Origin of the sequence: Cellulomonas humilata, from assembly GCF_013359775.1 — a bacterium.
GTDB classification, from domain to species: domain Bacteria; phylum Actinomycetota; class Actinomycetes; order Actinomycetales; family Cellulomonadaceae; genus Cellulomonas; species Cellulomonas humilata.
In genome coordinates, this window is the sequence record NZ_JABMCI010000048.1 from 54,972 (window position 1) to 74,010 (window position 19,039).

Annotated in this window: 20 protein-coding genes; 4 read left to right on the plus strand and 16 right to left on the minus strand. The window is 73.7% G+C overall.

The window, feature by feature from the left end; genetic code table 11:
- The 10 genes from rnc to HP550_RS04205 form a co-directional block, all read right to left on the minus strand.
- Positions 1-690 carry a ribonuclease III gene (gene rnc, locus HP550_RS04160; RefSeq protein WP_175346336.1) on the minus strand — a complete coding sequence of 230 codons (690 nt, stop codon included), beginning with the start codon at positions 688-690 and terminating at the stop codon, positions 1-3.
- Between the two features lie 68 nt (positions 691-758).
- Entirely contained in the window at positions 759-956 is a 198-nt protein-coding gene (gene rpmF / locus HP550_RS04165) for a 50S ribosomal protein L32 (protein WP_055913037.1), read from the minus strand.
- A gap of 2 nt (positions 957-958) precedes the next feature.
- Complete coding sequence (locus HP550_RS04170) at positions 959-1,537, minus strand: YceD family protein (RefSeq protein ID WP_175346337.1); 579 nt, start codon at positions 1,535-1,537, stop codon at positions 959-961.
- A 138-nt stretch (positions 1,538-1,675) separates the two neighbouring features.
- Entirely contained in the window at positions 1,676-2,167 is a 492-nt protein-coding gene (locus HP550_RS04175) for a hypothetical protein (protein WP_175346338.1), read from the minus strand.
- Positions 2,164-2,652, minus strand: coding sequence for a pantetheine-phosphate adenylyltransferase (gene coaD, locus HP550_RS04180; protein WP_175346339.1), 489 nt, complete (start codon positions 2,650-2,652; stop codon positions 2,164-2,166). Before coaD ends, HP550_RS04175 begins: the two co-directional genes overlap by 4 nt.
- Before the next feature lie 61 nt (positions 2,653-2,713).
- Positions 2,714-3,280 (minus strand): 16S rRNA (guanine(966)-N(2))-methyltransferase RsmD, encoded by a 567-nt coding sequence (gene rsmD / locus HP550_RS04185; protein ID WP_175346340.1) that lies wholly within the window; start codon positions 3,278-3,280, stop codon positions 2,714-2,716.
- Positions 3,277-4,896 carry a DUF6297 family protein gene (locus HP550_RS04190; RefSeq protein WP_175346341.1) on the minus strand — a complete coding sequence of 540 codons (1,620 nt, stop codon included), beginning with the start codon at positions 4,894-4,896 and terminating at the stop codon, positions 3,277-3,279. Before HP550_RS04190 ends, rsmD begins: the two co-directional genes overlap by 4 nt.
- The gene (locus HP550_RS04195) at positions 4,893-5,582 is read right to left on the minus strand and encodes an ATP-binding cassette domain-containing protein (protein ID WP_175346342.1); all 690 of its coding nucleotides are present in this window, start codon (positions 5,580-5,582) and stop codon (positions 4,893-4,895) included. The genes HP550_RS04190 and HP550_RS04195 overlap by 4 nt, the downstream gene beginning before the upstream one ends.
- 39 nt (positions 5,583-5,621) lie before the next feature.
- Entirely contained in the window at positions 5,622-7,913 is a 2,292-nt protein-coding gene (locus tag HP550_RS04200) for an ATP-dependent DNA helicase RecG (protein WP_343047973.1), read from the minus strand.
- Positions 7,914-7,915: 2 nt separating this feature from the next.
- A complete protein-coding gene (locus tag HP550_RS04205; protein ID WP_175346343.1) occupies positions 7,916-9,433 on the minus strand; it encodes a DAK2 domain-containing protein in 1,518 nt (505 codons plus the stop codon).
- A gap of 278 nt (positions 9,434-9,711) precedes the next feature.
- On the opposite strand from HP550_RS04205, the gene rpmB reads away from it, so the two are divergent.
- Positions 9,712-9,903, plus strand: a complete 192-nt coding sequence (gene rpmB / locus HP550_RS04210) for a 50S ribosomal protein L28 (RefSeq protein WP_028050248.1) — start codon at positions 9,712-9,714, stop codon at positions 9,901-9,903.
- A gap of 84 nt (positions 9,904-9,987) precedes the next feature.
- The gene (locus HP550_RS04215; RefSeq protein ID WP_175346344.1) at positions 9,988-10,512 is read left to right on the plus strand and encodes a GNAT family N-acetyltransferase; all 525 of its coding nucleotides are present in this window, start codon (positions 9,988-9,990) and stop codon (positions 10,510-10,512) included.
- Between the two features lie 9 nt (positions 10,513-10,521).
- On the opposite strand, the gene HP550_RS04220 is transcribed toward HP550_RS04215, so the two are convergent.
- Complete coding sequence (locus HP550_RS04220) at positions 10,522-11,508, minus strand: thiamine-phosphate kinase (RefSeq protein ID WP_343047974.1); 987 nt, start codon at positions 11,506-11,508, stop codon at positions 10,522-10,524.
- Positions 11,509-11,555: 47 nt separating this feature from the next.
- Here HP550_RS04220 and HP550_RS04225 point away from each other — a divergent pair, with 47 nt between their 5' ends.
- Positions 11,556-12,035 carry a DUF3515 domain-containing protein gene (locus HP550_RS04225; RefSeq protein ID WP_343047975.1) on the plus strand — a complete coding sequence of 160 codons (480 nt, stop codon included), beginning with the start codon at positions 11,556-11,558 and terminating at the stop codon, positions 12,033-12,035.
- Between the two features lie 4 nt (positions 12,036-12,039).
- Here the strand turns inward: HP550_RS04225 and HP550_RS04230 are convergent, their stop codons facing one another.
- Both HP550_RS04230 and HP550_RS04235 read right to left on the minus strand, forming a co-directional pair.
- Positions 12,040-13,119 (minus strand): fatty acid desaturase family protein, encoded by a 1,080-nt coding sequence (locus HP550_RS04230; RefSeq protein ID WP_175346345.1) that lies wholly within the window; start codon positions 13,117-13,119, stop codon positions 12,040-12,042.
- A 245-nt stretch (positions 13,120-13,364) separates the two neighbouring features.
- Entirely contained in the window at positions 13,365-14,534 is a 1,170-nt protein-coding gene (locus HP550_RS04235) for a D-alanine--D-alanine ligase family protein (RefSeq protein ID WP_175346346.1), read from the minus strand.
- A 106-nt stretch (positions 14,535-14,640) separates the two neighbouring features.
- Between HP550_RS04235 and HP550_RS04240 the strand changes: the two genes are divergently transcribed.
- Positions 14,641-15,804, plus strand: coding sequence for a trans-sulfuration enzyme family protein (locus HP550_RS04240; protein WP_343047976.1), 1,164 nt, complete (start codon positions 14,641-14,643; stop codon positions 15,802-15,804).
- Here the strand turns inward: HP550_RS04240 and HP550_RS04245 are convergent.
- Genes HP550_RS04245 through murA form a run of 3 tightly spaced genes read right to left on the minus strand, consistent with a single transcriptional unit; the run spans position 15,801 to position 18,949 of the window.
- Positions 15,801-16,853: an NAD(P)H-dependent glycerol-3-phosphate dehydrogenase gene (locus HP550_RS04245; protein ID WP_343047977.1), complete on the minus strand. Its 1,053-nt coding sequence runs from the start codon at positions 16,851-16,853 to the stop codon at positions 15,801-15,803. The two genes, HP550_RS04240 and HP550_RS04245, sit on opposite strands and share 4 nt — an antisense overlap.
- Positions 16,850-17,614: a 1-acyl-sn-glycerol-3-phosphate acyltransferase gene (locus HP550_RS04250; protein WP_175346347.1), complete on the minus strand. Its 765-nt coding sequence runs from the start codon at positions 17,612-17,614 to the stop codon at positions 16,850-16,852. The genes HP550_RS04245 and HP550_RS04250 overlap by 4 nt, the downstream gene beginning before the upstream one ends.
- A gap of 18 nt (positions 17,615-17,632) precedes the next feature.
- Positions 17,633-18,949, minus strand: a complete 1,317-nt coding sequence (gene murA / locus HP550_RS04255) for a UDP-N-acetylglucosamine 1-carboxyvinyltransferase (RefSeq protein WP_175346348.1) — start codon at positions 18,947-18,949, stop codon at positions 17,633-17,635.
- Positions 18,950-19,039 lie beyond the last annotated feature (90 nt).

Here is a 19,039-nt window from a genome sequence, read left to right on the forward strand (position 1 = left end):
TCAGGAGTGCTCGAGCGCGGCGAGCACCCGGTAGGCGTCCGCCGCCGCGTCCTGCTCGGCGAGCTTCTTGGCGGGTCCCACCCCGACTCCCCGCGGCTGTCCCGCGACCACCGCACGCGCGGTGAACGTGCGGGAGTGGTCCGGGCCCTCGCCCGTGACCTCGTAGCTGGGCGCCCCGAGCCCCATCGCCGCGGACAGCTCCTGGAGCGACGTCTTCCAGTCGAGGCCGGCACCCAGACCCGCGGCCGCGTCCAGCGAGGGTCCGACCAGGCGCTCGACGAGCGTGCGCGCGGTCTCCACTCCGTGGCTCAGGTACACGGCGCCGAAGACAGCCTCGAGCGTGTCGGACAGGATCGAGTCCTTGTCCGGCCCGCCGGTGGACAGCTCACCCTTGCCCAGCAGCACGTAGCTGCCCAGGTCGAGGTCCCGAGCGACCACCGCGAGCGCGCGCTGCGACACCGTGGCGGCCCGCATCTTCGCGAGCGCGCCCTCCGGCAGGTCCGGGTGCGCGCGGTACAGCCGCTCGGTGACGACCAGCCCGAGCACCGAGTCCCCAAGGAACTCGAGACGCTCGTTGGTCGGCAGACCACCCGCCTCGTGCGCGAACGAGCGGTGGGTCAGGGCGAGCACAAGAAGCTCGGGGTCCAGATGGACCCCGAGCTTCTCGAGAAGTTCTGCCGCGGCACTCACGCCGGTCCTCCGGTCATCGAATGCTCCACGGCGGACGAGCTGGGCTCAAGGAGCCACGAGCTCGAGCCTCAGCGGACCTCGAACTCGGTCCGCACGGCCTCGGCGTAGGCACGGTCCTTGTAGGTACCGCACGACGGGCACGCCGTGTGCGGCATCTTGTTGGCCTTGCACTGCGGGCAGGTGTGGAGCGTCGTGGCAGTGGTCTTCCACTGCGACCGACGCGCACGGGTGTTGCTGCGCGACATCTTGCGCTTCGGAACAGCCACGGCTAGCTCTCTTTCGTCTCGTCGTTCGAGCCCACGAGGCCGCCCAGAGCGGCCCAGCGAGGATCAAGCGTCTCATGCGAGTGGTCAGGGTCGTCCGCCAGTCGCGCTCCACACTCGGAGCACAGGCCGGGGCAGTCAGGGCGGCACAGCGGCTGGAACGGCAGAGCCGGTACCACCGTGTCCCTCAACGCGGGTTCGAGGTTGATCATGTCATCCTCGAGCTCGCGCACGTCTTCTTCGTCGTCGCCGTCCTCGGCCGCGACCGCCGCGCGCTCGGGGTAGACGTAGAGCTCCGTGAGCGAGACGTCGACATCCTCGACGGCCTCGCTCAGGCAGCGCACGCACTCCCCGACCGCCCGGCCACGGACAGATCCGGTGACCAGGACCCCCTCCATGACCGCTTCGAGCCGCAGATCCAGCTCGACGTCGGCCCCGAGGGGGATGCCGATCACGTCGGTACCGAGATCCTGGGGGGCCGGCACGGTGCGCTGCACGGTCCTCGTCGATCCCGGACGTCGGCCGAGCTCGTGGGTATCGAGCACGAGCGGCGAACGGGGATCGAGGCGAACAGGGCGCGACACAGCCGGGGTCCCCTCGTTGATCTCGGTCCAGCCATGAGCGGCAGAACCAACGGATGACTCTACGGCACAGGTCAGGGGCGACCCAAATCCGTCGCGAGTGGCGCAGGTCTCAGTTGCGAGCCCCGCGTGCCGACGACCTCAGCCCTCGTCGGCCCCGAGACGTCCTGCCAGCTTGGCCCGGCCCGCCTGCACCTGGCTCAGCACCTTGCCCAGGTCGATCTCGAAGTCCGCCAGACGGCGGTCGCAGTAGTCGTCGGCCTCCCGCTGGAGCCGCTCCGCGGTCTCCTCCGCGTCGGCGACCACCTGCGCCGCGCGCTCCCGCGCCGCGACCACGACGGCCTCCTGGTCGACGAGCGCAGCGGCCTGCGCGCGCGCCTGCGCCAGCACCGCGTCGGCGTCCGCCTGCGCGACCGACCTGGCGGCGTCGGCGTCGGCCAGCACCTCGTCGGCGCGCGAGAGCTGGCTGGGCAGCACGTCACGCGCCTGGTCCACGAGGTCGAGCAGCTCGGCGCGGTTCACCAGCACCGAGGACGACATCGGCATCGCCCGTGCGTTCGCGACCGCCGAGGCGATCGCGTCCAGCACGCCGGTCAGGCCCTCGGGCCGGGTGGTCGGATCCTCGTCGGTCATCCTGCGTCCCTTCCTCGAAGTGCTGTCCGCACGGCGTCCGCCACGGCGCCCGGCACGAGGTCGTCGATCGGGCCGCCGTAGCGCGCCACGTCCTTGACCAGCGACGACGCGATGTGCGCCAGGGCCTGGTCGCCGACGACGAACACCGTCTCGACACCCGACAGGTGCCGGTTCATCAGCGCCATCGGCAGCTCGGCGTCGAAGTCGGCGCCACCGCGCAGGCCCTTGACCACCGCGACCGCACCCACCGTACGGACGAAGTCGGCCAGCAGCCCGTCGACAGCCTCGACCCGCACGCCGTCCACGCCCGAGAACGCGTCGCGCGCGAGGGCGACCCGCTGCTCGACGGGCAGCAACGAGGACTTGGTGGAGTTGCGGGCGACGCCCACGACGACCTCGTCGAACATCGACCGGGCGCGTCGGATCACGTCGACGTGACCGAGCGTGAGGGGGTCGAACGACCCGGGGCAGACGGCAGTGGTCACCTCGCCAGGGTAGGCCAGCAGTCGCGCCCGACCACGGGAACGCGCGGCAGCCGCACCGCGGTCAGGACTGGGCGCTCTCCACGAGCTCGGCGAACCACATGACCGTGTCGCCGTACGCGCGGCGGTCGAACCGGGCCAGCGTCGGCGGCCAGGTGGGCTCCGGGGTGCGGGACGCCCGCTCGACGACGACGACCCCGTGGGCGGGCAGCGCCGGTCCGATCCCGGCCAGCACGCCGCCCAGGTCGGGCTCCGCCAGGTCGTACGGGGGGTCGATGAGCACCAGGTCCCACGGTGCCGTCGGTGCCCGCAGGACAAAGCGCTCGGCCTTCTCCGCGACCACGTGCACGGTTCCCGCCAGCTCGAGCGTCGTCACGTTGCGGCGGCACACGTCGGCGGCGTCCCGGGCGGCCTCGACCAGCGTCACGTGCGCAGCGCCGCGGCTGGCGGCCTCGATCCCCAGGGCACCCGACCCGGCGTACAGGTCCAGCACACGTGCGCCGTCGACGACGTCGAGGTGCTCCAGCCGCGAGAAGAGGGCCTCCCGCACGCGCTCGCTGGTCGGTCGGGTCCCCGTGCGCGGCACCTGGAGCACGCGGCCGCCGACCGACCCCGCGACGATCCGGGTCACCGGCGGGCTCCCGCCCGCTCCTGCTCCTGGGCGTCCATCAGGGTCTCCATCAGCGACCGGGTGCGGATCGACGAGGCGACCGCCACCGCGATGATCGACAGGATGATCTGCGAGTAGAGCAGGGTCGCGTTCACCGTCCGCAGCAGCACCGCGATCCAGACCGGCAGCAGGCAGAGCACGACCAGGTCCGGTCCGCGGGCGAGCACCGTGGCGACGCCCGTGGGCAGCGCGCCCATCGGGGTGGACACCAGGGCGCCTCCCCAGTCGGGAGCCGGCCGGTACGAGGCGCGGACGGCCGCCGCGGCCCACACCGGCGTCGAGGCGAGCCCGAGCGCGATCCAGCCGGGCACGTCGGACGCCCACCGGCCCACCGCGGCGAACGCGACGACCGACCACAGCGCCATCGCCACGGCGGGGACGACCATGCGCAGGCGGCGCACCGTCTTGGCGTCGATGGGGAGCAGCCGGTCCAGGATGGGCGCCATCTCGGCACGCCGGGCACCCTCGCCCGTCGCGCTCATCGCCACCGAGCCCGCCACGAGCAGGGCGAGCAGGACCCCGACGGTGCTGGCCAGCTGCGGCACGGTGCTGACCAGGACGGGGACCAGCGCCGCGACCACGAGCTGCACCACGTGCCGTGCGGACCGGCGCAGCACCACGACGTCGGCCGTGATCAGCGCGGAGACCGGTCCGCGCGCCGTGCGCAGCCGGGAGACCCACCGTCGCACCGGGGCGGCCGCACCGTCCGTCAGCGCGCGGCCCAGCTCGCGGGAGTCCATCGACACCACGGCACCGACGGCCTGGGTGGCCACCGAGCCGCTCTCGCGCAGGCTCCGCGCAGGCATCCGCCCGAGGCGCCGGTCGACGAACACGGCGAGCCCGGCGACGACCGGGACGAGCGCGACGACGAGCCACCACGGAGCACCCGGCACCTCGTCCACCGACCAGCCCACCCGTGCGAGCACGACGGCCGCGACGGGCGCGAGGAAGAGCAGCACGTCGCCGGCCAGGGCGATCGAGCGCCGCGAGACGCTCGCCGACTGTCCGACCGCCGCGACCAGCACGATCCCGGCGGCCACCAGTGCGGCGGTCGCCGCCACGCGCACCACGCGCAGGCCGGGGTCCGCGAGCAGGCCCGCGTCCAGGAGCGCGACGAGCACCGCGCCGACGAACCCGGCGAGCAGCGGCAGCCGTCGCGCGGCGGGTCGCAGGAGCCCCCGCCGGTCGACGGGCAGCGCGAGCCACCAGGCGGCCTCCGCTCCCCCGGCCCCGACCGGGCCCAGCCGGCCGGCGAGCGACAGCAGGGCGCCGGCGAGCGCCACGATGATGACGACGACGAGCGTGGCCAGGCTCAACGAGAGCGGCGCCTCGACGTCCGGGGACGGCGGCAGCGACGCGCGCATGGCTTGCGCGAAGCCGAGCGCCAGCCCGACGCTGATCGCGATGCTGATGACCGCGTAGTAGACGCTGGACAGCAGGTCACCGACGTTCGCGCCGCCGCGGGCGTTCGCGGCCTGGGAGGTGAAGCGGCGGATGCTCTTCGCGGACGGCACCTCGCCGACCTCGAACGGCTGGACGGCCGGCTCGTCCTCGTGGGCGTCGCCGACGTCGGTCACGGGTTCTCCCGCGCGATGAGGTCCGCCGCCTGGTCGGTCGGCAGCACCCGGGTCACGTCGTCGGCCACGTGCACGGCCCGGTCGGCGACCGCGCGGAGCAGGTCCGGGTCGTGGGTGGCCAGGAGGACGGCGCCGCCCGACTTCTTCTCCGCGACGATGCGGGCGGCGAGCCGGTCGCGCATCGCCCGGTCCAGCCGCTGCTCGGGCTCGTCGAGGACGAGGAGGGAGCGCGGCCGGACGAACCCCGCCGCCAGCAGCAGGCGGCGCCGCTGCCCGGAGGACAGGGCCACCGGCAGCGACCTGGCGTGGTCGGCCAGGCCGAACTCGGCGAGCAGCCCGGCCACCACGTCCTGCGCACCGTGCACGCCGTGCCCGCGGGCGGTCAGGTACAGGTGCTCGGAGACGGTGAGCGCCGGGAAGTACGCGTCGTCGTCGAGGACGCTGGCCACCTTGGTGCGGAATCCCACGTCGCGCTCGTCCACGGGCCCACCGAACACCTGGAGCGACCCGCCCGAGGGCTCGAGCAGCCCGATGACGGCCCGCAGCACGGTGGACTTCCCCGAGCCGTTGGCGCCGACGAGGGCGACGACCTTGCCGGGCGCCAGCGTGAACGTCACGGGTGCGCACACGGGCGCCCCGCCGTAGCCGACGAGCAGGTCCTGGGCGCGGATGACGGGCTTCGACACGGCGTCAGGGTATCCGCCGGGCGCCCGGGCTCCCGACGCTCAGCTCTGACCGAGGAAGTCCTCCCGGCCGTCGGCGAGCTGGAGGTCGATCGCCGCACGGAGCGCGGGCCACGCCGCCAGCTCCGGATCGGCGTCCACCACCGCGCGGGCGTCGTCGCGGGCCCGGTCGATGACCGCGCCGTCGCTGACGATGCGCAGGAACCGCAGGGCCCCCCGGCGGCCGGACTGCGCCGACCCGAGGACGTCGCCCTCCTTGCGCAGCTCGAGGTCGACGCGCGCGAGCTCGAACCCGTCGGTCGTCGCGGCCAGCGCGCCCAGGCGCTGGGCAGCGACGGTGCCCTCGGGCGCGTCGGCGACGAGGAGGCAGAGCCCCGGCGCGCTCCCCCGGCCCACCCGCCCGCGCAGCTGGTGCAGCTGGGACAGCCCGAAGACGTGGGCGTCGAGGATCACCATCACCGTGGCGGCGGGCACGTCGACTCCGACCTCGATGACCGTCGTGGACACCAGCACGGGCGTGCGACCGGACGAGAAGTCGGCGATGGCCCGGTCCTTCTCCTCGCTCGTCATGCGGCCGTGCAGGAGACCGACCTCCACCCCGTCCAGGCGGGCGTCGTGCCGCAGGGTCTCGACGACCTCGAGCACGGCCCGCAGCGGCCGCTTCGGCGCACGCCCTTCCGCGGCCTGGGCCTCACCGACGGTGGTCGGCTCGTCGAGGATCAGGTCGGCGCCGTCCGTCTCCCGCGGCCCGGCGTCGGCACCGTCGTCGTCGCTGTCGATCCGTGCACACACCACGAAGGCCCTCCCGCCGCGCTCCACCTCCTCGCGCACCCGGGCCCACGTCCGGTCCATCCACGGCCGGTTGTCCGCGGGGACGACGTGCGTGGTCACGCCGCTGCGTCCGGCCGGCACGTGCCGCAGCTCCGAGATCTCGAGCTCGCCGAACACCGTCATGGCCACCGTGCGCGGGATCGGGGTCGCGGTGGTCACCAGCAGGTGCGGGGCGTTCGCGGCCTTCGCCTGGAGGCGACCGCGCTGCTCGACCCCGAACTTGTGCTGCTCGTCGATCACCACGAGCCCCAGGTCGGCGAACTGCACGGGGTCCGACAGCAGGGCGTGCGTGCCGACGACGATCCCCGCCTGCCCGCTCGCCGCCTCGAGCAGGTTGCTGCGCCGCTCGGCGGCGTTCTGGGCGCCGGTCAGCAGAGCCACGCGCGTACCGATCTCCGAGCCGCCCAGCAGCCCGCCCTCCGCCAGGTCGCCCAGCAGCGCGCGCAGCGTCCGGACGTGCTGCGCCGCGAGCACCGACGTGGGGGCGAGCATCGCCGCCTGCCCGCCCGCGTCGACCACCTGGAGCATCGCGCGCAGCGCCACCACCGTCTTGCCCGAACCGACCTCACCCTGGAGCAGCCGCTGCATGGGGTGCGGCCGCGCGAGGTCCGCGGCGATCTGGTCTCCCGCGACCACCTGGCCGTCGGTCAGGGTGAACGGCAGCCGAGCGTCGAACGCGTCCAGGAGGCCCCCGGACCGCGCCGGGCGGGCCGTCGACTCCTCCCGCTGGGCGTGCGCGCGCCGACGGGCCAGCTCGGCCTGGAGGACGAAGGCCTCCTCGTAGCGCAGCCGGGCCTGCCCCTTGCGCCAGTCCTCCTCGGTCTGCGGGACGTGGACGCCGCGCAGAGCGCTCCAGCGCGACGCGAGGTGCCGCTCGGCGCGGACGGTGCCCGGGACCGGGTCCGGGACGTCCGACTCCGTCAGCCGGTCGAGCTCCTTGCGGACGGCCTTGCGGATCTTGTCCGACTCCAGGCCGGCGGTCGCCGGGTAGATCGGGATCGGCCACTCGGCCTCCTCGAGTGCGACCGCCTCGTCGACCTCGTGCCCGAAGATCGCGTACGTGGGGTTGGCCAGCTGGAGCCGTCCGTTGAACACGTTGATCTGGCCGGAGAAGAGTCCCAGCGCACCCGGGACCAGCCGCTTGAGGTGGAACTCCGCCATCGTGCGGTGGGGCATGAAGATCACCAGGTCGAGCGTGCGGGTGCCGTCGGTGACCTTCGCCTCGACCCGCGGCTTGCCCGTCCGCTGCGCCAGCTTGATCTCCGCGCCGCGCACCTGGGCGACGAGCGAGACGTTGCGCCCCACCGCCAGGCTCGCGATGTCGGTCACCTCGCGCGAGTCCGCGTACCGCCACGGGTAGTGCGCGAGCAGGTCGCCGACCGTCTCGATGCCGAGCGTGGCGTACTTCTTCTGCTCCGCCGGCTTGCCCTCGACGCGGCGGTGGAGCCCGTCGACGTGGGTGTGCACGCTGTCCGGGTACGTGAGCCCGTCGCGGCCGGCCACGGTCAGTCCAGCCCCAGCACGAGCGCGGGGCCGCGCCCCGTCGGACCGACCACCGTCGCCTCGACGCCCGGGTGGTGCGCGGCGAGATGGTCGACGAGGCCGTCCACGAGCCCGTCGCCCGGCGCGCCCTGCAGGAGCACGGTCAGGCTCTCCGCCGGCACCGGTCGTGGGGCGCCCACGAGGGCGTCGACGGCGTCGCTCACGGTGCGCGTGGAGGCGACCTCGACCGCGTGCACGTCCAGGCGGGCCAGCGCCGCGCGGGCCGCAGCGCAGCCCTGCGCGGTCGGACCCGCACCCGCGAGCGCCAAGGAGGCGACCACCGCACGCAGCTCGTCGGTCGCGCCGAGGCGCTCGATCACGGTACCCGGGGCGGCCAGCGCGGCGACCTCGTCCGGTGTCGCCCCGCTGCCCGGCAGCAGGACGACGTGCGTCGCGCCCGTGTCGGTGACGGCCCGCTCCAGGTGGACCGACCGCACGGGCGCCTCCGGGCACCGGACCAGGACGACCGCCCCGGACGACGCGTACCAGGCCGCCAGGTCAGGCGCGGCGGTGCACGCCACGACACCCCACCTCTCGAGCCCGTCCGCGCGGCCGGTCAGGGCCGAGCCGCCCGCGTGCGCCCCGGCGAGGAGCCGGACCAGGACCTGCTCCCGACGCCCGAGCTCGGCACCGGCGATCGCTGCGGCGGGGTCGTCCGTGTGCACGTGGACGTGCCACCACCCGTCCCCGCCGACGACGGCCACCGAGTCCCCGACGTCCCCCATCCGCCGGCGCAGCTCGGCGCCGGTGTCGGTCACGGGATGCTCGTCGCTGACCAGGAGCATCACCTCGAACGCGCCGCCGGTCAGCTCCGCGGACGTGTGGTGCGCGCCGCGTGTCGGGAGCCAGTCGAGCGGGACCTGCACCGGCCGCTCGTCGGACACCGCACGGGCGAGCGCGTCCAGCACGACGAGCAGAGCGCAGGCCCCGGCGTCCAGGACGTGGGCCGCGCGGAGCACGGGGTGTGCGGCGCTGATCCGACCGAGCGCGCGCAGAGCCTCCGCGACCGCCTCCGCGAGCATCGTCGGGAGGTCGGCACCCGCGTCCGCGGCGGTGGCTGCGGCGCTGGACACGACGTCGGCCAGCGTCAGGACCGTGCCCTCCTGCGGCTCGACGGTCGCCTCCCGGGCAGCCCGCCCCGCCACCGCCAGGCAGTGGGCGACCTCGCGGGCACCCGCCTGTGCGGGCAGCGAGCGCGCGAACCCGGTGAGGTACTGGCTGACGATGACGCCGGAGTTCCCTCGCGCGGCCAGCAGCGCGCCGCGACCGAACGCGCGGGCCACCTCCGCCGGCGTCGCGCCCTGCGGGACCAGCCCGACCGCGTCCACCCCGCCGATGACGGTGAGCAGGACGTTCGTGCCGGTGTCGGAGTCCGCCACCGGGAACACGTTCACGGCGTCGATGCGGTCCCGTGCCTCGTCCAGCGCGGAGCGTGCCGCGTGCGCCCAGTCGCGCACCGCCACGGCCTCGAGCTGGTCCACCGCACCTCCGTCGTCCCGGATCACCCACCACGCCGGCAGGCGCTCCCGCCTCCCTCGACGGGGCACCACCCTGCCTCATCCCACCCACATTTGGGCCGACGTGCCCGATGGGCTAGTCTTGACCGGTTGCCCGGCCTCGCTGGGCACTGGTGGTGCCCGGTGGCGGCCCCCGAATCCTTGACCGGAAACGGTACGGAGACGGTGTCGCTCGTGCGCCCCGACCCATGACTTCGCCGCACACGCGGCTCATGATCCGCAAAGAGCAACAGGAGAAGACCGTGGCTGCCAACTGCGACGTCTGCGCCAAGGGCCCGAGCTTCGGGCACAGCATCTCGCACTCGCACGTGCGCACGAAGCGGCGCTGGAACCCGAACATCCAGCGCGTGCGTGCCGTCGTCGCGGGGACGCCCAAGCGTCTCAACGTGTGCACGTCGTGCCTGAAGGCCGGCAAGGTGCAGCGCGCCATCTGACGTCACCAGACGTTCTCGAAGGCCCGTGAGGTTGTCACCTCACGGGCCTTCGCCATGCCCGGTACGTATGGCATGGTGACCTCCATGGTCGAGCAGCTGGACGAGGTGACGATCCGGATCGCCACCGAGGGGGACGCCGCAGACATCGCTCGGGTGCACGTGCGGTCGTGGCAGGAGGCGTACGCGGGCATCGTGCCCGACGCGTACCTGGCCTCACTGGACGCGGACGCGCGCGTCGCGCAGTGGCGCACGTACCTGCGGGAGGGGCCGCGCGAGGAGATCCGCACCTGGGTCGCGCTCTCGGGCGACCACATCATCGGGTTCGTCACCGTCGGGCCCAGCCGCGACGAGGACGCCCGGCGCGGTGACCAGGAGATCTTCTCCATCTACCTCGACCCGGGCACCTGGGGCCACGGCGTCGCCCGTGACCTGATGCGCTCCGTGATCGGCGAGGTCGGGAGTACGACCACGATCACGCTCTGGGTGCTGGCGGACAACGAGCGCGCCCGGCACTTCTACCGCCGGCACGGCTTCCAGGCCGACGGCGTGGAGCGGTACGACGAGATCGGCGGCGAGAGCCTGCTCGAGGTCCGCTACCGCCGCGGCTGACAGACCGGCTCAGCCGGCGAAGTGGTCCCAACCGGACCGGGCAGGGGCCGGTACGCCGTCGACGCGGACGGTGCCCTCCCCCGCCGCGACCACCCGCCCGACAGCGCGGAACGGCTCCGGCAGCACCGAGCCGGCCGGGAACGTGGCCAGCAGGCCGTGGTCCTCACCCCCGTCCAGCACCCAGCGCTCGGCCACGACCCCGAGCACACCCGCGACGGCCCGCAGCCGCTCCAGGTCGCCCGTGAACGCCGCGGAGTCCAGCTCGACCCCGACGCCGCTGGCCCGCGCGAGGCGGCCCGCGTCCCGCAGCATCCCGTCGGACACGTCGAGCATCGCCGTCGCGCCGGCGGCCGCGGCGGCAGGACCGGCACCCAGCGGGGCCACGGGCCGCAGGTGCGCACCCACGAGCTCCCGGTCCAGCTCGGTGCGACCGGCATGCAGGAGGGCGAGGCCGGCCGCCGACCAGCCGGCCACCCCGGCGTGGGCCACCACGTCGCCCGGACGCGCACCCGAGCGCAGCACCGGTGCCCGGCCGCCGAGGTCTCCGTGCGCGGTGACGGCGACGACGACGACCGGTCCCCCGGACAGGTCACCGCCCACGACGCCCACGCCGAGCGGCTCGCACTCGGCGGCGAGCCCGCGCGCGAGGCCCTCGACCCACGACGCCGGGAGGTCGCCCGGGATCACCAGGGCGACCACCAGGCTGGTGGGTCGCGCGCCCATCGCGGCCACGTCCGCCAGGTTCTGCACCGCCGCGCGCCGGCCCACGTCCTCCCCCGAGGACCACGCCCGCCGGAAGTGCCGGTCCTCGACCAGCACGTCGGTGGTGACCACGAACCGGCCGTCGCGCGCGGACACGACCGCGGCGTCGTCGCCGGGTGCCAGCTCGGTGTCGTCGCCGAGGGGCAGCAGGGGGAAGATGCGGGCCAGGAGCCCGTCCTCGGACAGGTCCGACACGAGGGGGCCGTCGGAGGGTGCGGGGATGTCGCCGGTCACCCGGACACGGTAGAGGGTCGGCAGGTCGCACGGGCTACGGTGGGCCGGTGCCCCGGATCCGCCGACGACTGCTCCTGATCGCCTCGGTGGCCGGCATCGCCGCTCTGGCGGGCTGCGCGAGCGTGGTCCCCGTGGACGTGGCGCCGTACGCGACCGACCCGCAGTGCGCGAGCGTCGTGCTCGCGATGCCCGACTCGCTCGGCGACGGTCTGCCTCAGCGCGACACCAACGCGCAGGCGACCACCGCCTGGGGCGACGCGAGCGCGCCCGTGGTCCTGCGGTGCGGGGTCGAGCCGCTGGGCCCGACGACCGAGCACTGCCAGAGCGTCGAGACGCCCGGCGGTCCCCGCGTCGACTGGGTCGTCGTCGAGGGCGAGGACGGCGGCTGGACGTTCACCACCTACGGCCGCGAGCCCGCTGTCGAGCTGCACGTGCCGGCCGAGGTCGCCGACGAGCGCTCGACCGCGTTCGTCGACCAGCTGGGCCCGGCAGTCGCCCTGACGGAGCCGACCCGCTCCTGCGTGTAGGCGGTCAGCGCCCGTACTGCGCGGCCACCGGGCAGTCGAACGCCGCACGGTCCGCGAGCCCGACCCGGTTGAGGTACTCGACGATGATCCGGTAGGACCGGAAGAAGCCGACCTCGGTGTACTTCACGCCGAGCTGCTCGCAGTAGTCGCGCACCACCGGCTGCACGCGCTTGAGGTTGGGGCGCGGCATGCTCGGGAACAGGTGGTGCTCGACCTGGTAGTTCAGGCCGCCCATCACGAAGTCGACTGCGACGCCGCCCTTGATGTTGCGGGAGGTGATCACCTGCCGGCGCAGGAAGTCGACCTTCATGCCGGCGGGGATGATCGGCATGCCCTTGTGGTTGGGCGCGAAGGAGCCGCCGAGCATGACGCCGAAGAGGGCCATCTGGACACCGATGAACGCGGCGGCCTTGCCGGGCGGGAGCAGCCAGAACAGGACACCCACGTACACGACCAGCCGGGTGATCACGATCGGGGCCTCGACCCAGCGGTGCGGCACCGTCCCCTTGGCCAGCAGCAGACGGACGCTCGACACGTGCAGGCTCAGGCCCTCGAGCATGAGCAGGGGGAAGAAGAACCAGCCCTGGTTGCGGCCGAACCACGCGCGGAACCCGGAGTGCTCGGCCAGCGCGTCCGCGGTCCAGACGACCACGCCCGGCGCGATGTCCGGGTCGGTGCCCTGCTGGTTGGGCGAGGCGTGGTGCCGGTTGTGCTTGTTGCGCCACCAGGTGTGGCTCAGGCCGGCGAAGCCGCCGGCAAGGATGCGCGAGGTCCAGTCGTTCCAGGCGGTGGACTCGAAGATCTGCCGGTGCGCGCTGTCGTGCCCGAGGAACGCGACCTGCGTGAGGACGACGGCGAGGGCGGCGGCGACGGCCAGCTGCCACCAGGAGTTGCCCACGAGCACGACGGCCACCCAGATGCCCGCGAACGCCAGGACGACGGCGACGAGGCGCGTCCAGTAGTAGCCGTAGCGGCGCTTCATCAGGCCGGAGTCGCGCACGTAGGTGGCGAGGGCCGTGTAGTCCTGGGCGTTCCCTGCCGCGCGCGCCGGGGCGACGGGCAGCGGGGACACGGCGGCGCTCATGCGGGGCTGCCGGGAACGGAGGACGTGGCGGCGTGGAGGGCACCCATGACGGTCACTACCGATCTGCGGAGAGCCGTCACTGCGTGTCGGCCTGGCGTCGCACCCGCGGTCTGGAGTGCGGTGGGGCGCCGGCACGGCGTCCCGACGGTGATGGGGACGACTGGCGGCCACGACCTCGGCGTCGCCGACCGATCCATCACGATGGGGCGAAGCGTAACCCGCGCGGCTGTCGTCGGCCTCACAGCTCAGCGCAGCCCGGTGGGTCGGGCGAGCGCGAGGCGCAGGAGCTCGTCGACGAGCTCGGCGTAGCTCACCCCGGACGCCTGCCACATGCGGGGGTACATCGAGTAGGGCGTGAACCCGGGCATCGTGTTGATCTCGTTGACCACGACACCGCCGTCGGGCGTGACGAACACGTCGACGCGCGCGAGCCCCTCGCACCCCACGGCCTCGAACGTGCGCACCGCGACGTCCCGGACCGCCTCGACGATCCCGACGGGCAGGTCCGCAGGGCAGGCGAGCGTGACGCCGGCCTCGTCCAGGTACTTGGCCTCGAAGTCGTAGAAGTCGTGCCGCGGGTCCGTCACGACGATCTCGCCCGGCAGGGAGGCTCGGGCCCGCTCGCCGTCGTGACCACCCAGGACCCCGCACTCGATCTCGCGGCCGAGGATCGCCGCCTCGACGATGACCTTGGGATCGTGCACCTGGGCCGCCGCGATCGCCGCCGGCAGGTCCGCCAGGTCCGTGACCCGGGAGATGCCGAGGCTGGACCCGGCGCGCGCGGGCTTGACGAACAGCGGGAGCCCGAGCTCCGCGATCCGCGCGGTCACCCCTTCCGGGTTGCGGTCCAGCTCACCGGGGAGCACCACGCGGAACGGTCCGACCGGCAGGTCGTGGCCCGCCAGCACCAGCTTCATCATGTGCTTGTCCATGCCGACCGCGGAGGCGAGCACGCCCGCTCCCACGTAGCGCACGTCGGCCAGCTCGAGCAGGCCCTGGAGCGTGCCGTCCTCGCCGAACGGGCCGTGCAGCAGCGGGAAGACCACGTCGACCTCGCCGAGCACCCGGGGCAGGCGGCCGGCCTCGAGCACCTGCACGTCGCGGTCGTCGACGGCCTGCGGGAGCAGCACGTGCGCGGCGGTGTCCTCCACCTGCGGCAGGTGGCCGTCGACGATCGCCCAGCGGTCGGGGTCGTCGTCCGCGAGCACCCAGCGACCCGCCGGGGTGATCCCGACGGCGAGCACGTCGTAGCGGTCCCGGTCGATGGCGCGGAGCACCCCGCCTGCGGTCGCGCAGCTGATCGCGTGCTCGCCGGAGCGCCCGCCGAACAGGACCATCACGCGCGGGCGGCGGCCCGTCGAGGGCGTCGGCGCAGAGGTGTCGTCGTGGCCCGAGGGCTGGGAGGTGGCGTCCATCGCGCCCGACCCTACCTGGCGACGAGGCCGGGTCCGGGCTCGTTCCGCGTCCTGCCGAGGATCCGTGGGCCGACCCACGCAGGCGGGCGGCGGGTACCCTGCGGCGGTGACCTCGCAGAGCCACCCGCACGCTGCCGACGCCCTGTCCCCCGCGACGCTCGTGGTCGCGGCCGGCCGCCCGGAGCGCACGCAGGGCGCCCCCGTGAACCCTCCCGTGATCCTCTCGTCCACCTTCGTCTCGCAGGGCGTCCCGGGAGCGGGCGAGCCGCTCTACGGCCGGATGGACGCGGCGACGTGGCACCCGTTCGAGGAGACGCTCGGCACCCTGGAGGGCTCGGTCCACCCGGCGCTCGTCTACGCGTCAGGCATGGCAGCCATCGCCGCCGCGCTGTCCCTCGTGCCCCCCGGCGGTCGGCTCGTCCTGCCGCGGCACGCCTACCAGGTGACGCTCGGCTACGCCCAGGACCTGCGCGACCGCCTGGGCATCGACGTGACGCTGGTCGACATCGCCGACACGGACGCCGTGGTCACCGCCGTGCGCGAGCCGCGGGCCGCCTCGATGCTCTGGATTGAGACGCCGACCAACCCCATGCTCGAGGTCGCCGACCTGCCGGTGCTGGTCGAGGCCGCGCACGCCGCCGGAGCCCTCGTCGGCGTCGACAACACGTTCGCCACCCCCCTGGTCCAGCGGCCGTTCGAGCACGGCGCGGACGTGGTGGTGCACTCGGTCACCAAGTACCTCGCCGGGCACACCGACGTCGTGCTCGGGGCAGCCCTGGCGGACGACGACGACCTGCACGCCCGCCTGCACGCCTACCGGACGCTGCACGGCTCGATCGCCGGCCCGTTCGAGGTCTGGCTCGCGCTGCGCGGTCTGCGCACCCTGGCGCTGCGGGTCGAGCGCGCCCAGGCGAACGCCGCGGAGCTGGCCCGGCGCCTGGCCGAGCACCCGGCGGTCGCGGAGGTCCGGCACCCGAGCCTGCCGGCCGATCCCGGCCACGAGCGGGCTGCGCGGCTGATGGACGGCTTCGGGGCGATCCTCGGGCTGCGTCCGCACGGCGGACCGGACGCGGCGGACGCGCTCGTCGCCGCGTTGCGGCTCTGGGTGCCTGCCACGAGCCTGGGCGGGGTGGAGTCGACGCTCGAGCGCCGTCGCCGGTTCGCCACCGAGTCGCTCACCGTGCCGGAGGACCTGCTGCGCATGTCGGTCGGCATCGAGGACGTCGAGGACCTCTGGCGGGACCTGGCGCAGGCGCTGGACTCGCTCTAGGCCCCTTCGGCCTTGTGCGGCCGCGCCAGGAGCAGCGGAGCCAGCTGGTCCACCGGCAGCCCCTCGTGCAGCACGCGCACGACGGCGGACGTGATCGGCATCTCGACGCCCAGGGTCGTGGCGAGCTCCAGCACCGACCGGCACGACTTGACGCCCTCCGCGGTGCCGCCCGTGGCGGAGATCGCCTCGTCGAGGGTCATGCCGCGCCCGATGTGGCCGCCGAGGGTGTGGTTGCGCGAGTCGGGCGAGGCGCAGGTGGCCATGAGGTCCCCGAGGCCGGCCAGGCCCGGGAACGTGTCGGCGTCCGCGCCGAGGGCCAGCCCGAGCCGGGTGATCTCGACGAGCCCCCGCGTGATGACGGTGGCCATGGTGTTGTACCCGAGGCCACGTCCCTGCGAGATTCCGACCGCGAGCGCGATGACGTTCTTGACGGCCCCGCACAGCTCCACACCGACGACGTCGTCGTTGGTGTACGGGCGGAAGTAGGCCGAGGCGCACGCCCGGGCGACCAGCTGCGCGGTCGCCTCGCTGGTGGACGCGACGACCGTCGCGGTGGGCTGGCGGTGGGCGATCTCGAGTGCGAGGTTCGGCCCGGAGACCACCGCGATGCGGTCCGCCGGGATCCCCAGCGCCTCGGCGACGACCTCGCTCATGCGGCGGTCCGTCGACAGCTCGACGCCCTTCATCAGCGAGACCGCCACGGCGTGCCCGGCGACGGCGTCGGCCAGCGGGGCGAGCGTGGCGCGCGCGCTCTGCGACGGGATGGCCACCGCGACGACGTCGGCGCCGGCGAGCACAGCACGCGCGTCGGGTGAGGCCGTGACGCGCGCGGGGAGCTCGACACCGGGCAGGTACGCCTCGTTGCGGTGCTCGTCGGCGATCTGTCGGCACACCTTCTCGTCCCGGCCCCAGACGGTCACGTCGCAGCCTGCGTCGGCCATCACGGCCGCGAACGTGGTGCCCCAGGCCCCGGCGCCCAGCACCGCGGCACGCAGGCGCGGGGAACCGGGCACGTCGGGACGGTCCTGCGCGACCTGGTCCGCCGTCACGGCAGCTCGGGGTGGGTCGCGTGGTCGCCGCCGACCCTCTTCTCGCCCTGCGCCTGCGGCCTGCGCATGTCGTAGCGGACGGCCGGGGGCTGCTCGCCGCGGATGTCGGCGAGCAGCGCGGTGATCGCGGTCATGACGCGCTCGGTCGCCTCGCGCAGCGTCGCGGTGTCGTGCGGCTTGCCGTACAGGTCGCTGAGGTCGACCGGGGGGCCGGCGACTACGGTGACCAGCTTGCGCGGGAACGGCTTGAGCAGCTTCTTGTAGCGGCCGAGCAGCAGCTGCGGCCCCCACTGCGCGACGGGGATGACCGGCGCCTCGGTGCTCAGGGCCAGTCGCGCGATGCCCGTCTTGCCGACCATCGGCCACAGGTCGGGATCGCGTGTCAGGGTCCCCTCGGGGAACACCGCGACCACGTCGCCGTCGCTGATCGCGGTGATGGCCGCGGTGAGCGACTCCCCCGCCGACGAGGAGTTGCGGTAGACGGGGATCTGCCCCGTCGCGCGCAGGATGCCCGCCAGCACCGGGATCTTGAACAGCGGCGCCTTGGCCAGGATCTTGGGCGCGACGCCGTTGTCCCACAGGAAGTGGGCGAACGTCAGCGGGTCGATGTTCGTCATGTGGTTCGAGGCGACGATGAACCCACGCTCACGCGGGAAGTTCTCGGTCCCGCGCCAGTCGCGGCGGGTCATCGCGCGCAGCAGGGGACGCACCACATGGGCGACGTAGCGGTAGGCACGGTTGGATCTGGCCGGTGGTTGCACGGGAGCAGATGCTATCTGTCAGTCGCGGCTGAACTCGGCGCCGAGCGCCTCGAGCTTCTCGGTGAACCGCTCGTACCCGCGGTCGATCAGGCTGATCCCGCGCACCGACGACGTGCCCTTCGCGGCCAGTGCCGCGATCAGGTGGCTGAAGCCGCCACGCAGGTCCGGGACCTCGATGTCGGCGGCGGACAGCGGCGTGGGCCCGGAGATCACCGCGGAGTGGAAGAAGTTGCGCTGGCCGAACCGGCACGGCCGTCCGCCCAGGCACTCCTTGTAGACCTGGATCGTCGCGCCCATGCCGACGAGGGCGTCGGTGAACCCGAAGCGGTTCTCGTAGACGGTCTCGTGCACGATCGACAGGCCCTTGGCCTGCGTGAGCGCCACGACGAGCGGCTGCTGCCAGTCCGTCATGAACCCGGGGTGCACGTCGGTCTCGAGCGTGATCGACCGCAGGTCGCCGCCGGGGTGGAAGAACCGGATGCCGTCGTCGTCGATGGCGAACTCGCCGCCCACCTTGCGGAACGTGTTGAGGAACGTGGTCATCTCGGGCTGCGTGGCGCCGCGGACGGTGATGTCACCGCCGGTGGCCAGGGCGGCCGACGCCCAGGACGCGGCCTCGATGCGGTCCGACAGCGCCGTGTGCCGGAAGCCGATCAGGCGGTCGACCCCCTCGATCCGGATGACGCGGTCCGTGTCGACGGAGATGATCGCGCCCATCTTCTGGAGCACGTTGATCAGGTCCATGATCTCGGGCTCGATCGCGGCGTTCGACAGCTCGGTGATGCCCTCGGCGCGCACGGCGGTGAGCAGCAGCTGCTCGGTGGCGCCCACGCTCGGGTAGGGCAGCGCGATCTTGGTGCCCTGGAGGCGGCGTGGCGCGCGGATGTGGATGCCGTTGTCGGTCTTGTCCACGACCGCGCCGAACTGCCGCAGGATGTCGAGGTGGTAGTTGATCGGGCGGTCGCCGATCCGGCAGCCGCCCAGGTCCGGGATGAACGCCTCGCCCAGCCGGTGCAGCAGCGGCCCGCAGAACAGGATCGGGATCCGGCTCGACCCCGCATGGGTGTCGATGTCCGCCACGTGCGCCGACTCGACGTCGGTGGGGTCGAGGTGCAGGACGCCTGCCTCGGCGTCGGCGTCGACCTTGACGCCGTGCAGCTCGAGCAGGCCGGTGACCACGGCCACGTCGCGGATCTGGGGGACGTTGCGCAGGACGCTCGGGGTCTCGCCCAGCAGGGCGGCGACCATCGCCTTCGAGACGAAGTTCTTGGCCCCGCGGACGGTGATCTCCCCCGAGAGCGGGGTACCACCGTTGACGTACAGCAGATCGGTCATCGAACCATCGTCTCCCAGGTGCAGGGGTGCTCCCGACCGCACCCGCACCGGCGCGCCGGGCGGGTGCGGAACCTTCACATGGCGGAGCAG

Excerpts from the sequence above, each read along its gene's own strand:
- HP550_RS04175 (WP_175346338.1), bottom strand. The coding sequence starts at position 2,167 with ATGACCGACGAGGATCCGACCACCCGGCCCGAGGGCCTGACCGGCGTG.
- HP550_RS04230 (WP_175346345.1), bottom strand. The coding sequence starts at position 13,119 with ATGAGCGCCGCCGTGTCCCCGCTGCCCGTCGCCCCGGCGCGCGCGGCA.
- HP550_RS04215 (WP_175346344.1), top strand. The coding sequence starts at position 9,988 with ATGGTCGAGCAGCTGGACGAGGTGACGATCCGGATCGCCACCGAGGGG.
- murA (WP_175346348.1), bottom strand. The coding sequence starts at position 18,949 with ATGACCGATCTGCTGTACGTCAACGGTGGTACCCCGCTCTCGGGGGAG.
- HP550_RS04235 (WP_175346346.1), bottom strand. The coding sequence starts at position 14,534 with ATGGACGCCACCTCCCAGCCCTCGGGCCACGACGACACCTCTGCGCCG.